Genomic DNA, 15807 nt, shown 5'->3' on the forward strand with positions numbered 1-15807 from the left:
CGCGGACTCGGGGGCACTGCTCCGCTGGCAGAGTACAAAGAGTCGAACAGGACGCGTTCAATTGGCTCTCCACCAGGAGCCTGGTCGCAGCGACCGACCGCTGTTCCGGTACCGTCGATGGCGGTAAAGCGTTCAGCGGGGGCAGCTGGCTGTGAGGAGCTAGCATGGGTCGACTGTCCCAGTTTGCACCTCTGAAGTCGAAGGACCCGTAGGCCTCCCTCGCCGCCATGAACAAGGAGTCGGCGCTGGTTTCCACCCCCAAGGAGGCACGAAGGTCGACAACTTCCCCGCACGTGATCTGTCGCCCTGTACAGTCTCAAGTCTGCCATCGTGCAGCCGTTGCAGGCAATGAGGACGACATCGAGGACGCCCGACAGGTGGGGTGAAGACTCTTGAAAGTGGGTTTGGTGTGAAGGGTACTGTCGTAATACACCAGGTGCTGCGCCGCGGGCTGGGGCGGGGGTGGCACGTAGTTCATCCAGCGGCTGTACTTGATTCGGTGACCGGTGATCTGGTGCAGCCGAACACAGCCGTTGGTTACGGCATCCAAATACTTGGAATAACCCTTTTTCAGCACGCCTATGCCATTCGGTAAAGGATCCGGGGCCCAAGTGGCTTCGCACTCGGATGCGTAGGCAAAGGAATCGTGGTCGGACCATTCGCTGCCGCAAAGGGCCCGAATCCGACTTCGTTTCATGGCAACATTGACTTCATGAGCAGCAGCAAGGATGTTGGCAGTGCCTCCGCACGCCCTGATATCAGTCCGGGGAGCGTCTTTGCAAGGAAATTTCCGATGGTTGCCCGCTCGGCTCTCATTCTGATTTGGCTTTTAAGTCTCGTGGCCGTGTTCGTGTCGGCGCGGCACCTAGTCACCGGCAGCGTAATAGGACAGGACTCGCATGCTTACTGGCTAGCGGCGCAGGGTGAGCCTTCCTACGGCGCAGCCCCCGGGCAGAGGGACGCGTATCTGTATTCGCCCGCGTTTGTCGCTGCAATCAAACCCTTGGCGCTGCTTCCGTGGCCCCTGTTTTGTGCTGCATGGTTTGCTATCGAGGCGGCAGTCGTAGTTTGGCTGGTGAAACCCTTGCGGGCGTATTGGGCTGTTCCGGTGGCACTGTTGTGCATACCAGAACTCGTCGTCGGCAACGTATACATTTTGCTGGCAGCGACCGCGGTTGTCGGTATGCGGAAGCCTGCAGCGTGGGCCTTTGCCGTCCTCACGAAGGTCACCACAGGCGTCGGATTTCTCTGGTTCGCTGCTCGTGGCGACTGGAAGAGGCTGTTCCAAGGAGTTGGCGGGATGGTGCTTATCTTCGCCATCTTTTATGCGATCGATCCCACAGCGTGGAACGCCTGGGTGCGTTTCCTATTCAACTACAGGGATGGAACGCCTGACAGCAGTATCAGCTTCATAATGCGGTGTATTATTGCCGTGGTGTTGGTCATCGTCGGCGCCCGGAAGCGATGGGCTTTCATTATAGCTCCAGCGATGGTGCTGGCGTCGCCCGTCCTTGTCTCCTTCATACCGTGGACGATCTTGGCTGCCATACCGCGACTTCTCATGGAGACAAGTCCAGATCATCGGACCTCCTCGCAAGCCGATTAGAAGCTTAGGCAAAAAACTGATACAGACTGCCAAACCATTTAAGGGGCTCCAATAGAGAACAAGTCATGTGAGACGCGCTCTAAAAAATGCTTGGTCAGCGACCCACCTTAGGTGACCATGCGTTGGCGCTCCGCGCTTCTGTTGACGATTCAGGTGAAAGCAACAGGGAGATGATTCGAGGGTTCAAGCCAAATAACATAAGCCACATCGGTAAAAACTGGTTCACTTTAGTTGACACCCCCGTGCAATTCCCGGGATTATGTGGATTAAGTTAATCCAGATGGGACACCCACCTCGGTAAAGCACCCCGACCTCACTCACCTTACCAATTAGTGGGATTCCCCTGCTTATAGACAGTCATGGTTCTGTCTCGTTTCGGTGGTGCCCAGCCACCTGTGCGCGTGAGTCTTCTTGAGTGCGAAATACTACATATGGTCGGGGCGGCCCTGATCCATCGCATGGACCGGGGCCAATATCCTCGAAGCGATACTGTTCGGGCGGTTATGTGCTGAATATATTCATGTGGACAATCCCCAAACGACCGGCATGGCTGCCGGAGCGGAGCGTTATAGCAAGGGGGCAGCACGCGTGAATGAAGCAGAGTTGCTGCCGTTTGCCCGTTTTTTTACACGGTGGCCAGCTAGGCCGGGCCCGCTACCTAGAAGCTGCCTTGAATTTGGTCGGCCAGATTGCGAAAATTGACAAAAAGTGGTAGGGCTTAAGTTATGTATCTGCTGGGGGTACTAATTATTCTTAGGGTGTTGTCATGCAGACAGCGTTCCATGAGCGCCTTGCTTCTGCGGAGGTCTCTAAACGGCAGTGGTTGATGTCGTTTTACTATGGGTCTTCCGCCGTCGGCATTTGGCCGATCGTACCTGCTTTACTCGCAAATGGTCCAGCAATGCCCATGGCTGACCGCTTGGAAGATGAGATGCGTTCTATGCGCCTTTGAGGTACTCCTCCGCCAATTGGGTGACAGTAAGATCGCCGCACTGGCGCAGCGAGGTCAAGGCAAGTGACGCTTGCTGCAGGCTGCCATTCCGCAGGGATGCGATCACTTCCGCGCTGCTCTTCTCCAGTTGTTCTGCGCCTACCATATGGCTTGATGTGGACAGGCTCAGTGCCGCTTCTATTGCGTCGTCCAGGTCCTCTGCCACAATGGCCATGGACAATCTTTGGAATCGACCAGTCCACATGTCCACATAGTTACTGACAAAAGCTCTGGACATCGAGGTTTCTCCTCCCAAGGAATCCTCCAGGGATTTCAACTGGGCAATGTTCACCAACGGGAGGCGTCGTTGTGGCATGATTTGCATCCTCCTCCCGCCGCGTGCCGACACTACAGTCCAACTGTAGTTCCTGGTAAAGACCGAACCTTCGTACTCCGGCCGAATTGCCCATCTTCTACCGGAATCTTACGGATGTTCCAGGACAGTGAGAATCGAGCAAGTCTTTCACTCTGCTTCCCTGACCATTTTCCAAGTCTTGATGGCTTGTCCCATGAGCGCGTGTCGGACGAAAACTGTCTGGGGCTGTTAGAGAGAGGCCTCTCACGGCTTTCGTTCAGGCGCACACTCCGGGCAGCGATGCGAACCCCGCCAACCATATGGCTTTTTCCGTTGAGTGAGAAAGGAAAGCCTGCGCCAGATTCAATGGCGAGATACTCCACGAAGTGCCCCTTATGCCAACCTGCGGGCAACGCGCCAACCCCGCGTCGTCAAGCCCGAGAAGTCAGGCTGGCAACTCAATCGAATAGCCAAGCCGCGCAAATAAGAAGTAGAGAATCAGGCCGAATTCAGGCCCGGCTCAATACTGGCCGCGGGAAATCAGCATCGTGGTCATTGTGGGATGGTGTTCCGGCGTTGTCGTGAATGGCGCTAGTATTAGCGGCGATGGGACTATTCAGGTTGGGTGTCAAGCACGAACATCGATCTGGCGGCGTGACACGAAGTCTTTCATCGTTTTTTTCCGTAACGAGCCACCGCGGTGCTGTGGGTGTTTGGAACACCTTGGCCGTTGAAACAGTGGCTGTGCTCGTTGCGCTGACGCTCGCCGTAGTGGCTGTCTGGCATATGGCATTCTCCTCACGGTCCTGGATGCTGTATTACGATACGGAGACCGTCCTTCCGGCCATGATTTGGGGTTCGGGAACGGTGCAGCACTGGGCGTTGTCGGCGGTGTTGTTCCTTCCTGAAATGGCGTTGTACGGTCTGATCGCCCTCATGGGCATGAGTGTCAAAGCGACATTGACCGCGTTCGCTGTGGCCGACTTTTTCTTCGCTTACCTTGCACTGCGAATGACGGCTGGCCTCGTTGCGAAAGTCTCACGCCCGATGCGTGTGTTCGGAGCGTTGCTGGCGTTCACCGCAATCGTGGTGTTTGCATTTTTGGATGATTCACCACGCTGGGACACGTTTGAACTGGTGTCTTTGCTGTCGACTGCCACATACTACGGTGCAACGGTCATAGCACTGATTGCGACGATCGGGATCGCGGCAGCGCTTACAGCCCAGGCGCTTTCCCGCGGATGCCAAATCCGTTTAGCGTGCGGTCTCACGGCGGTTGCTTTCATTTCCACTGCCTCGAATCCCCTTTACCTTGGCTGGGTGTGCATCCCGCTGGTGGCAACATTGCTTGTATTGGCGTGGTCGCGGTTGCTGAGATTCCGAACGACCGCCAGTATCTCGTGTATCCTCGCGGCTTCGGCGGCAGCCGGGCTCGTGGCGAGGCTCCCGTTCGCCGGACTTATTACCAAGAGCGCGTCAGCGTACGCCGTACCCGGACGGGCACTGTCTACGGCCATTTATTATGTTCGCATGTTGACTGAACGTGCATCATCACTTTCCGGCTTCGCCTCGCTCGTTATTATGTTCATATTGATCATCTCAAGCGTCATCCTTTCCCGGCACTTCATCAGGCAGAAATCCTCGGCCGCCGCCCTCGTGGCCACTATGGGGTGGGTGAGCCCGTTGATAACGATGTGCGGGGCCGTGGCCCTTGGGGCAGTGGGGACGCGCTATCTTCAACCCCTGTTTTATGCCCCCGCAGTCACGCTTGTCTTGGTTCCCGTCCTCGTGCGGGCGAGTTGGCCAGCAGCAAGGTCGCGACCCCGGTTGTGGCGGGTGCGAAAGCCGGCCGTGATGATGTCGCTAGCAATGGTAGTCGTGCTGTGCTGCGGCTTGTTTGGGGTTGCGCTCTTTAGAAAGTCAGCGGACATTGACAGCAGCATCCGCTGCGTGGACGGGTGGATCTCAGCTCAAAATCGGGTGGGCGCGGGCCGCTATTGGACCATACGCGGGCCCAAGGCCTACCTCGCCAACCAATCCCTTCTCATCCAGGTGGATGACCACTTTAATGCCTATCCCTGGCTCGTTGACCGCACGGACTTCAACACCCGTTACGTCTCGTTCGTGATCCATGACACAACACACCCGGCGCCGCGACTTCCGCGAGCCGTTGGCCCCACGCACACCAGTGTGGTGCGTTGCGGGCGTTACACGATCGAAGACTTCCGAACCGCCGTGCTCCCTGTAGGTTCCGCGATCAGCACGCCTGTACCCTAGCCCGGATGGTGCCCGCAACGGCGGTGGTGAAGTCCTGGCTAAGTTGCTGCGACCTGGCAATGCCGGGGCCAACAGTGCCTTATGCCGATATCGGCATAAGGCACTGAGGACCACATCAAGATCTTCACCGCCGCGATCGCCTGGCTGCCCGACGCGTTTTACGACGAGGACGGCAGGTTGATCGGGGAGAAGATCCCGGTGCGCACCGACAGTGCCGGGGCCTCACGCAAATTCCTGCACCATCTGGCGTCCCTGGGCGTGCAGTTCAGCGTCTCCTACCCGGTGCCCGTGATGAAGGCGCCCATGGTGGCCCGGATCAATGACAAGCACTACTGGCAGCCGGCCCTGAACCAGGGCGGGAACGAACGCGAGGACGCCTGGGTCGTCAACGCCACAGACGTCCTCGGACTGGAAGACTGCCCCGAGGGCACGAACCTGTACCTGCGCGCCGAGCCCCTCCACCCCGGCGCGCAGGCAACCCTATTGGATGCGGACGGGCACCGGTTGACGGCTTTCTTGACGAACTCCCCGCGCTGGCACGGACCCACCCTCGATGCCCGCCACCGCGCCCGGGTCGCTGCGAGAACCGGATCAAGACGTTGAAGAACACCGGGCTGGGCAAGCTGTCGTTCTTTGACTTTCATGCCAGCCAGGCCTGGGCAAACATCGCGACCCTGGCCATGAATCTCATCTCCTGGCTGCAGCTGGCCATCCTGTCCAACGGCAACACCGCCCAAAGTTGGGGCGTGAAACGGTGGCGCTACCGGCTCTTCGCGACCGCCGGGAAACTCATCACCCGCGCCCGCCGCACCTGGCTCCTCATCTCCGAGATGTCCCCTGAAACATCCACGGTCGCCACGCTCCTGGCCGGCATCGCCCAGCTCAAGCACCGCCGAAAAGCCTGCCCGCGCCAGCCTGAAAACCCAGGCCCGGCCCCTCCAACCACGAGAACATCCCCCCGGGACCAGTGGAAACCGACGCCCACCCAGCGACAACAGGCCCACCAAACACGCCCAAAAACAAGAAAACGACCCGACCGGAAATCAAATCCCAGCCAGGCCGGCCACCCAACCACCATAAAAAATCCGGGCTAGTGGCCGCCTGTCACTTTCAAGGTCAAGTCCCATTACGTGGTGCAATTCGTCGGGACTGTGAGGGTCAGCTGAATTGATTATGCGGCAATGGGTTCGGCAGGCCACGACGGACGGTTGGGTCCAATCCCCATGCACGTGATTGCCGTCCGTAAGTGTCCACGAGAACGCATAGGAATACGTTGGAGCACGCGGGTGTCCGCGGGCAGGTTCGCCAGGGACATCCGATATTATTATGTGTTTGGGTTTCTCGGGCCGGGGCGATCCGGAGTTGTTCTCCAGGAACCGTTGTCCGCAGCCGCTCCGCGAGCGATCGCGCGCGTGTCCACTACACGAGACGTTGAGGAATCCTTGAACCGCACCGTATTGCAGGCCAGTCTGGCAGCTTCCCTCCTCGTCCTGTCCCTGATGGCGTCCGCCGTCGGGCCGGCCAGCGCGGCTGGGCCGACACCGGCCACCACGTCGGGCCCGACAGCCAGTGAGGCGGCGTCCAGCCTGACGCCTCTACCGGCTAACGTCGCATCGGAGAGCCCGCCCACCGCCCCGGCCACGGTTGCCCCCACTCCTCCTGCCCCCGGGACGGGGGTGCCGCCGTCGAAGATCGCGCACAGGAATGTGGCGGCCCAGCTGGCCGGGCACCGGCACTCTCCGGTCTGCGGGGCCCCGGCCAGGGATCATGCGGCGTGCGCGGCGGTCCTGGATGATAATGTGCGCTCCGCCTTGGGCACCCAGGCCACGACACCGTCAGGGTATGCGCCGGCCGATCTGCAGTCCGCTTACCGGCTGCCTTCTGCCACGGCGGGCAAGGGCATGACGGTCGCGGTCATTGACGCCTTTGACGACCCGACAGCGGCGGCTGACCTGGCGGTGTACCGCGCCCAGTATGGTTTACCGGCCTGCGGGACCGGATGTTTCACCAAGGTCGGCCAGGACGGGACGACTTCCCATTTACCTGCCGTGAATACCGCCTGGGCACAGGAAATCTCCTTGGATCTGGACATGGTCTCGGCCGCCTGCCCGAATTGCAGCATCCTGTTGGTGGAAGCTAACTCCACATTGCTCAGTGACCTGGGCACGGCCGTGAACGCGGCGGTGAACCTGGGCGCGAATACCGTGTCCAACAGTTACGCCGCCACCGATGACTCCTCCTCGCCCACCTACGATCGCCTTTACTATGACCACCCCGGAGTGGCGGTGGTGGCGGCTGGGGGGGATGCCGGATATCAAACCAACTATCCGGCCTCCTCCCCGGACGTGGTAGGGGTGGGTGGGACAAGCCTGTACCAGAGCACGAACGCACGCGGGTGGAGCGAAAACGCGTGGAGCGGGACGGGTTCCGGCTGCTCCTTGTATGAGGGGAAACCGGCCTTCCAAACCGACACCGGCTGCGCGGGACGCACCGTCACCGACGTCTCCGCGGTGTCCGACCCCGGCACCGGGGTCGCCGCTTATGACTCCACCCCAAACGGGGCCAGCGTGGGCTGGCAAGTATTCGGCGGGACCAGTGCCGCCTCCCCGATCATCGCCAGCACGTACGCCCTGGCAGGGCGCCCGGCCCCGGGAACCAATCCGGTCTCCTACCCTTATGGCCATCCGGCCCAGCTGAACGACGTTCTCGCAGGCAGCAACGGCACCTGCAGTCCCAGCTACCTTTGCATAGCAGGCCCCGGATACGACGGACCAACCGGGCTGGGTACACCCGATGGGACCAGTGCATTCGCCCCCTCGAGCGCGAACTCTATCAGCAGCGTCAATGACGTGCTCAGCGTCACTTCAGCCGGCCAACTCATGGATTCCCAGAACACGGGAACAGGCACCTTCGCCACGCCCACGGTGATTGGGACCGGCTGGACCGGGGTGAAAGGCCTGTTCGTCACCGACTGGAACAATGACGGTGTACCCGATCTTCTCATCCAGCACTCCAACGGGCAGCTGAGCGTCAGCGAGGGAATCCCCGGAGGCGGATTTAGTTCCCCGCTAATCCTGGGAAAAAGCGGCTGGGACCAACTGGACCTGACCGTCGGGCATTGGTCCACTGCCAGCACATACCCCGGTATCGTGGGCGTGGGCCAGCATGGAACGCTTCAATACTGGCCGGCAACCTCCACCGGGGCCTTGGGCCAGGGAACTATCCTGGCGACCGGCCTGACCCGCAATTCCATCACCATGCTCGACTGGAACAGCGACGGGAAGATGGACATCATTTCCCGGAATTACCGGGGCGAGCTGTATGTCAGTTATGGGGGGAACGGTGGCACGCTTAGCGGGGTGAGGAAGCAGATCGGCCAAGGGTGGAATGGCTTCAACCAGATCGTCCCAGCCCATCGCCTGACCGGATCTGCCAGCAAGGGCCTGATCGGGGTCACCCCCGCCGGCGCCGCTATCTATTATCCGATCAATAGCACCGGCGGGTGGGCCAGTCCCTACAGCCTGGGTACCCAGTGGGCCGCCACCGTGCTTTCCGGTGGACAAGTCCTGGTCCCGCTGCCGCCCATCATGCACAACGGGGATCATATCTTCGCCGACACGGCCGGCGCCCTCTGGGACGCCCCGGCCAGCGGGAGCAGCAGTTTTGACCGGCCCTACCAGATCGGCATCGGCTTCTATGGCGTCGAGAACACGTTCATTACCGACTGGAACGGCGACGGCCGCCTTGACCTGGTCGTCCAGTGGAACAGCGGCCGGCTCAACGTCTACCTGGGTGAGAACGGTGGCCTGACCGGTGGCCCGCTACTGGCCTCCTCCGGCTGGGGTGGCATGGTGATGAGCGTTGGATACTGGAATATACATACCTCCCACCCAGGCATCGTCGGATACGGCCACCTGGGCAACCTTTATTTCTGGTCGAATCCTCAAGGACAGAATCTGGGCAGTCCCACGCGGATCGGCAACGGCTGGGGCGGCCTGGGTTTGACCATGGTGGACTTCGACGGAGATGGTCATAACGACATCCTGGCCAAATTCCCCAACGGACAGCTGCGCCTGTACCGAGGCAACGGCTGGGGTGGCTTCGTCTCCGAAACCCGAAAGATAGTTGGTACCGGCTGGAACGGCATGCGCGGGATTACCCCAGCAAACAATTTCACCGGCCCCGGCATCGGCATCATCGCGCAGAACACGACCAGCGGCACCTATTATTACTACCCCATCCAGACCGGATCCTTCGGGACTAAAAGCACGGTGCCCTTCAACTAACCACCACCGCCGGGCCCGGCAGGGAAGACCGTGAGAAGAATTCTCCCGCCCCTTCCCGGATTTAGAGGAGCTGGTCAACCTCCGATCGCGGCTCCAGTAACGTGTTGGGTCAGCGCACTGGGTGTCCCCCACGTGCGGGGTGCCGTTATCGGGTAAAAACGAACGGTCCCGTCCCAGGAATACGCGAGAACTCCAGTGCTTCCGGTCCCGGCGAAGCCGGTGACGCCGGTAAATTGCCGGAAGGAAGCCCAGCCTGAACCCACCACCGGCCGGGCTTCGGGGATAAAGCTGCCTTTTCCGTTGGACCGGTAAAGGCGCATCGCACCCTGCCCGTCGACGGCCAGCAGGTCCTGGCTGCCATCCTGATCGAAGTCGACCATGATGATGCGCAGAGAACCCCAGCCGTTGCCGATCTGGCTTCCGGCCGAAAGCGCCGCGCCGGAATTGTTGGCCCAGTAAAACAGATTTCCCGTCGCGGTGATCCCCAGCACGCCCGGGTACGGCTGGCCCGTAACCCACGTGCCGGTTGTGATGCGGATGTTCGCCCACCCGCCGGATCCCACCGTGATCGGGGACATGAAGTTCCCGCCCTGCACGCCCCTATAAACTGTCAATGTGCCGGAGGACCATTGAGCCAGAATGTCCGGGATGCCGTCCTGGTTCCAGTCCAGGACGTGCAGGCTCTTCAATCCCGTCCACCCCACCCCCACCGGGTAGGGTGCCTGCAATTGTCCGTGGCCCGTGGCGGCTGAGTTCCAAAGGACGCCGTTGGCGTCGGCAGCAATGACGTCGTTCACGCCCGTCAGTGCCTGCCGAGCCAACAGCGTCTGGCTCCCGGCAACGATTGTTCCCGCCCACCCCGACGCGATGGAGGATGCGGCGCCAAACCGGGACGCGGACGTCGGATAGTAAAGGAGCGCCCCGGTTGCGGTCCTGGCCAACAAGCCTGTGGATCCGGCTGCCGTGTAGCCGTTGGCGGGGCCCAGACTGGTCATGGTATTCCACCCGGACCCGATAATGGGGCGGGTCTCGGAGATCAGGGAGCCCTTGCCGTCGGAGCGGTAAAGTATCAGGCGGCCGATATTGTCGATCGCGGTGATGTCAGCATTGCCGTCGCCGTCGAAGTCGGTCATGACCGGGTGCATGCGCGTCATGCCCTGGGCCAGGGTGGTTCCTGCCGTTAGCGACGTTCCGTTGGTGGTGGTGAAGGACGTGAGGGAACCGCCGGGCGCCTGGGCCACGATGGACGGGTACTTACCATCACGGATCCACTGTCCAACGGTGAGGTCGTAGCCGGCCCAGCCTGAGGCGGCCAACGTCACGGGTGTGCTGAAGCCGCCCGCGGCCGCACCAGGATACAGTGCCAGCTGGCCGTTGGTGCGCTGTACCAAAAGGTCCAATGTGCCGTCGGCGTTCCAGTCGGTGACGTGCACCGACTTGATGCCCGTAAATCCGGAACCAATCTGGGTGCCAGCGCCCAGCGTGGCGTTCACCACGGGGTAGCGCCAGAGTATGCCGGCGCCGTCCACGCTCACGACATCCGAGACTGATTTGATCGAGGGGTTCGGGGTAGGAACGATGGTCGGCGGCGGCGACGCTGGGAGGCTTGTGTTGATGTTTTCCCCGCCCGCAATCAAGTAAGGATTCCAGCCGGAGCCGACCACTGAGGGTGCCTCGAACGTTGACGTACCGGGGACAGGCAGATACCTGAGTGCGCCTGAGGTATCTCGTTGGAGCAGGCCGGTGGAACCCGCGCCTGCGAATCCGCTGTAGACGGTGGTGCTGGTATAGGCATTCCAGCCGGTGGCCACGGTTTTTCGGGTCTCTGCCATGAACCCGCCGGCCCCGTTGGAACGGTAAAGGCGCACCGTGCCCGAAGGGTCCTGGGCCAGCAAGTCCTGGTTTCCGTCACCATCGAAATCAACCATGGTCAAGTTCAAGGCCCCCCAACCGTTGCCGATCTGGGTTCCGGCATCGATCCCGCTGCCCGACGGGTTCTTCCACAGCCTCAGCTCGCCCGCGTCGGAGCGTGTCAGTATTTGCGGGTACTGGGCCGCATTGGCCCAATAGCCAACGGTCAACTGGTACCCCGCCCAGCCCGAGGAAGCCAACGTCTGGGGCGCGGCAAATCCGCCCCCCGACAGGCCCCGGTAAAGTGACAACGAACCGCCGCTCCACTGGGCCAGCAGGTCCAGGACACCGTCGGAATTCCAGTCAATCACCGTGATGGAACGCAGGCCTGTCCAACCCTGGCCAATCTGCTTTCGAGCCCCCAAAGCACCGGAGCCAGTGCCAGGGTAGTCCCAGAGCACACCGGTGCTGTCGGCTGCAACCAGATCGGCTGTGGAGCCAATGGATGGATTGCTGGCTGGCGGCGCAGCCGCCGAGAGGGCGTCGGCCTTGGTGGCGAAAGTGTTCAGGCTGGCCTGCGTACCGTTCCAGGTGTTTGAATCGCCGGCAAAGGGGCCCGTGGAGCTGTATTGCCACACACTGTAATTAGCCCAGCCGCCGGGCATCCACGGACTGCTCGTTCCATAGGCGGCTATGTGAAGAGGTTGGTGGGTGAACGCCGTGGAGTTGCCGGTGCAGTCCTGCCACCAGTAATAGTTCGTGTAAATCATGGGCAGGCGGCCCGTGCGTGCCTGGACCTGTTGGGAAAAGGAACTGATCCAGGCCACCATCTTCGACGCGCTCAGACCGTAGCATTCGGCCCCATAAGGGTTGTTTTCGATGTCCAGCAGCGGAGGCATCGTTTTCCCATCGGCACTCCAACCACCCCCGTTGCTGGCGAAGAAGTTAGCCTGCGTGGCGCCGTCGGACTGATCGGGCCGGGCAAAATGATAACCACCGCGCAACATCCCCACGCTGGAGGCGCCCGTGTACTGGGAGGAAAAAGACGCATCACGGAAGGAAATGCCCTCGGTGGCCTTGATATACACAAACCGGGCCCCCAGCCTCCACTGCGCCACCCAGTCGACATCGCTCACCGAATGGGCGGCATCGGACGTCTGCCACCCGCTGACGTCCATCCCCAACACACCCCCGGGTGCCACCGCCGAGAGCGGTTGGGCAAGCGAGGGCGACAACAGCGACTGGGCCATGGCCCCAACCGGCAGCTTCTGCCGGGTCGGGCCCTGCTTGGCCAAACCTATCCCCATGTAAGCGCCGAAGTTTCCGACCTCCGACGCTGAAGGAGCAGACGTGGGCGTCGGGGACGGGCCCGGAACCGGGGTAGGTGTTGCTTTCGTGGTGGACCCGGCAGGCACGGCCCCCGGGACAAATTGGGATACTGCCGTCGACGCAACGGTGGCCGGCGTTGAAACAGACGCGGAAGACGGCACAGGAACTGGACCCCCGGTAGAGGCACTGGCAGGGACCGCTCCCATCGCAACTACCACGGACACAGCGAGCAGCCCCGCACCCACAACACGAGCGGCACCACCAGAGAATGACCGGGACAAAACATGGGTCAGCCTGAGCCAAGGTGCAATCATGAAATCTTCTCCGGTTCGATGACCCAAAAGGTTTAGCCCAAAATCAGCGAAGCGCAGGAAAGAACCCCCAAACACGCCCCCCGGCTAACGTCGTAGCCATACTACTCCCGTGAAACTGGAGCGAACAATGATTCGCATGTTACGAATGGCGCCGGCCGCAGCCCCCAACCGCAGGGGAAACGTCGACACAGCCACGGGCGGCCCGGCACCTGATGACCGCCAGCCTGGGACCCTTCCGATTTTTCAGACACCCCCTCCATCAAAGAGTTGAACAACACGTCGTAGCCGTCATGTCCGGACAAACTCAGGCCAACTGAAAATTTTTGTCCGGCGGGCGTAACTTTTCCACTCCCCCCGGCGATTACATAACTGGAGGGCTGGGGCTCTCAGCCGGGCACGGCTACCACTTTCTTGGCCTTGGAGGTCTCATGTCATTCTTCACCACGCTGGTCACCAGCAAAATCGCGGCAGCCGCACTGGCCGCCGGGACCCTGGCCGTCGGCGGAACCGCTGCCGCCGCATACACCGGAACCCTGCCCACACCACTGCAGCAAAGCGCCCACAACATCCTCGGCGCCCCCGCACCGGTTCCTTCCACCACCCTGGCAGCATCCACCGCCACAACCACCACCGAAGCTGCGGCCACTACCGAAGCCACAGAGAAGGCAACTGCCGGCGCTACAGAGGAAGCAACTGCCACGGAAAGCCCGTTGGCCCTACCGGCCGGCCCGGACGCGACGGGACCGGCAGCTTACGGCCTCTGCCAGTCCTTCGCTCACGGCGGCCTCGACACTTCCTCCACCGCCTACAAATCCCTGGCCATCGCAGCCAGCGGCACAACGAACATCGCCACCTACTGCGCCGCGGTCCCCTCACCGGGCAAGTCCGCAAGCCACCGCCCGGCTGAAACCGGCACCGGCACCGCCGCTGCCACTGCCCACAAACCCGCCGTGCCGCAGCAGGCCGCCACCGGCACCGCCCACAAACCCGCCGTGCCGCAGCAGGCCGCCACCGGCACCGCCCACAAACCCGCCGTGCCGCAGCAGGCCGCCACCGGCACCGCCCACATCCCCGCCGTGCCGCAGCAGGCTGCCACCGGCACCGCCCACATCCCCGCCGTGCCGCAGCAGGCTGCCACCGGCACCGCCCACAAACCCGTTACCGGGCGGCGTTAGTACCAGCCAGCTGTCCTGTTGCCATCCGGGAAATGATCTGAGGGATTTTTCCGGACGGCAGCAGCACGCGAAGCCACGGTGAGGGCCGCTCAGCAGCTTGGTCTCCATGATCGGATAATGTGGCTATCAGGGGTGATTTTTGAAGGCATCGGCGACAGGGAACGCTTCGGTCTTCAATGACGCCTTCCGGGAGTACTCACCGGGGGTCTGTGCCTATTTACGCACCCGAGGAGTGGAAGATCCCGAGGCGGTGACCCAGGACGTATTCCTCGCTCTCTATCCGCGGCTCAGTGACCTCCGGGGCGGACCGGACGGGCTGCGGACCCTCATTTTCACGATCGCACACGCCCGCGCCGTTGATTCCCACCGCAGGCGGGCCCGGACGCCGGTCTCCATCGAATATGACCCATCCCAGGATTTCCGCCTTACGCCATCGGCTGAAGATCAGGTGCTCGATAACACGACGGACGCCCACGCACTGCTGGAAAACCTGTCCGAAGACTACCGCGACGTTCTCGCGCTGCGCATCATCGCCGAACTCTCACTGGAGAACACCGCCCGGATTATGAACAAATCCCCGGGTGCCATCAAGCAACTCCAACGCCGCGCGCTGTCCCGCTTGAAAGAATCCCTACAACAGGTACCAAAAGGCCAAGGTAAAGTGTGAACACCAATAATTTCCACAGCACCGAAGACCCCCACGACAAGCAGATCATCGAGAACCTGCTGGACACAACCGGAATGAACGACCCCGTGGACGCAGAACTGCTCACACCGGCCCTGATGCACGTCCGCGCTCTCGCACACGGCCCGCAGCCAACACCCCACGGCGAACTCGCCGCACTGCTAACAACCCCGCGCACAGCCCAAACAACGGACATGGATACCGTCTCAAGCCTGGAAGGTTACCGCAGGAAACGACACATCCGGCTGGTCATCGCAGCCACCGCACTCTCCCTCTCACTAGGAGCCAGCGCAGCTGTGGCGGCTGCCAACCCCGATTTCCGCGAAACCATCCATAATACCGTGACCACCCTCGTCAAAACCCTCACATCCGCCCCGAACGAACAGCCACCAAGCAGCCCGCCACGCCTCTACACTTCCGGACCTGCCACCCCGGCGCCCGTACAGCCCACCCGTTCCGGTACCACCGTCTCCAACGGACCGGCCGCGACACCGCCGGCAGCCTTCGAACCGCAACAGCACAAAAGTACGCCAGGCCCTCAACCCAACATTGGCTCCAACAGATCCCTGTCCACCAGACACCCCGCACCACAAGCAGCGGTCACACCCCAGCCGACGGGCCCGGTCCAACCCGCACAACCGGGCACCGGCTCGACCCTCCCCCGCCAACCCGTAGCTGTGCCTCCGCAACCCACCCACGCCCCCGCCGGCGCCCGTCCCACCACGCCTCACCCGCCACGATCTTAAAGCGGACCGGACTTGGGCCACGGTGTCACGCGTCGCAAGGGTTCGTGGAGGGTGGTCACCTTCCACGCCGATAAACCCAGGACCGGATGGTTTCTTCGGGAGGGACGTGACCGCTATTAGTTGGCGGCGGCAGGCTGATGACAGGCATGAAACCAAAAATTGACACTAAATCAAAGGAAAGAACCATGAACGCGAACGATATATCCGCGAGACTCTGGTACGCACGGAAAATATTCGACTATTGATTCTTAA

General features: G+C 61.5%; 8 protein-coding genes and 1 pseudogene. 7 read left to right on the forward strand and 2 right to left on the reverse strand.

Translation table 11 applies throughout. The features are described from left to right. Positions 1-712: 712 nt before the first annotated feature. Entirely contained in the window at positions 713-1606 is an 894-nt protein-coding gene (locus LPN03_RS01575) for a glycosyltransferase family 87 protein (RefSeq protein ID WP_262452752.1), read from the forward strand. A 938-nt stretch (positions 1607-2544) separates the two neighbouring features. Here the strand turns inward: LPN03_RS01575 and LPN03_RS01580 are convergent. Beyond that, on the reverse strand, positions 2545-2889 hold the full coding sequence (locus tag LPN03_RS01580; protein WP_262452753.1) for a hypothetical protein: 345 nt from the start codon (positions 2887-2889) through the stop codon (positions 2545-2547). Positions 2890-3615: 726 nt separating this feature from the next. Here LPN03_RS01580 and LPN03_RS01585 point away from each other — a divergent pair. The 3 genes and pseudogenes from LPN03_RS01585 (at position 3616) to LPN03_RS01595 (ending at position 9455) form a co-directional block, all read left to right on the forward strand. After that, positions 3616-5169, forward strand: a complete 1554-nt coding sequence (locus LPN03_RS01585; protein WP_262452754.1) for a hypothetical protein — start codon at positions 3616-3618, stop codon at positions 5167-5169. A gap of 7 nt (positions 5170-5176) precedes the next feature. Further along, positions 5177-6062: pseudogene (locus LPN03_RS01590) on the forward strand (transposase); the annotation flags it as partial. A gap of 519 nt (positions 6063-6581) precedes the next feature. Next, positions 6582-9455 (forward strand): FG-GAP-like repeat-containing protein, encoded by a 2874-nt coding sequence (locus LPN03_RS01595; RefSeq protein ID WP_262452755.1) that lies wholly within the window; start codon positions 6582-6584, stop codon positions 9453-9455. Between the two features lie 74 nt (positions 9456-9529). Here LPN03_RS01595 and LPN03_RS01600 read toward each other — a convergent pair whose 3' ends face one another. Further along, positions 9530-12601 (reverse strand): GH25 family lysozyme, encoded by a 3072-nt coding sequence (locus LPN03_RS01600; RefSeq protein ID WP_262452756.1) that lies wholly within the window; start codon positions 12599-12601, stop codon positions 9530-9532. Between the two features lie 776 nt (positions 12602-13377). On the opposite strand from LPN03_RS01600, the gene LPN03_RS01605 reads away from it, so the two are divergent. The 3 genes from LPN03_RS01605 (at position 13378) to LPN03_RS01615 (ending at position 15555) form a co-directional block, all read left to right on the forward strand. Next, positions 13378-14124, forward strand: coding sequence for a protein tyrosine phosphatase (locus tag LPN03_RS01605; protein ID WP_262452758.1), 747 nt, complete (start codon positions 13378-13380; stop codon positions 14122-14124). A gap of 139 nt (positions 14125-14263) precedes the next feature. Continuing rightward, positions 14264-14791: an RNA polymerase sigma factor gene (locus LPN03_RS01610; RefSeq protein WP_262452759.1), complete on the forward strand. Its 528-nt coding sequence runs from the start codon at positions 14264-14266 to the stop codon at positions 14789-14791. Next, on the forward strand, positions 14788-15555 hold the full coding sequence (locus LPN03_RS01615; protein WP_262452761.1) for a hypothetical protein: 768 nt from the start codon (positions 14788-14790) through the stop codon (positions 15553-15555). Before LPN03_RS01610 ends, LPN03_RS01615 begins: the two co-directional genes overlap by 4 nt. Positions 15556-15807 lie beyond the last annotated feature (252 nt).

Source organism: Arthrobacter sp. A2-55, assembly GCF_025548615.1.
In the GTDB taxonomy this organism is placed as follows: domain Bacteria; phylum Actinomycetota; class Actinomycetes; order Actinomycetales; family Micrococcaceae; genus Specibacter; species Specibacter silviterrae.

What these genes read in the sequence shown, in the direction of transcription:
- LPN03_RS01575 (WP_262452752.1), top strand. Translation starts at nt 713, where the DNA reads ATGAGCAGCAGCAAGGATGTTGGCAGTGCCTCCGCACGCCCTGATATC.
- LPN03_RS01605 (WP_262452758.1), top strand. Translation starts at nt 13,378, where the DNA reads ATGTCATTCTTCACCACGCTGGTCACCAGCAAAATCGCGGCAGCCGCA.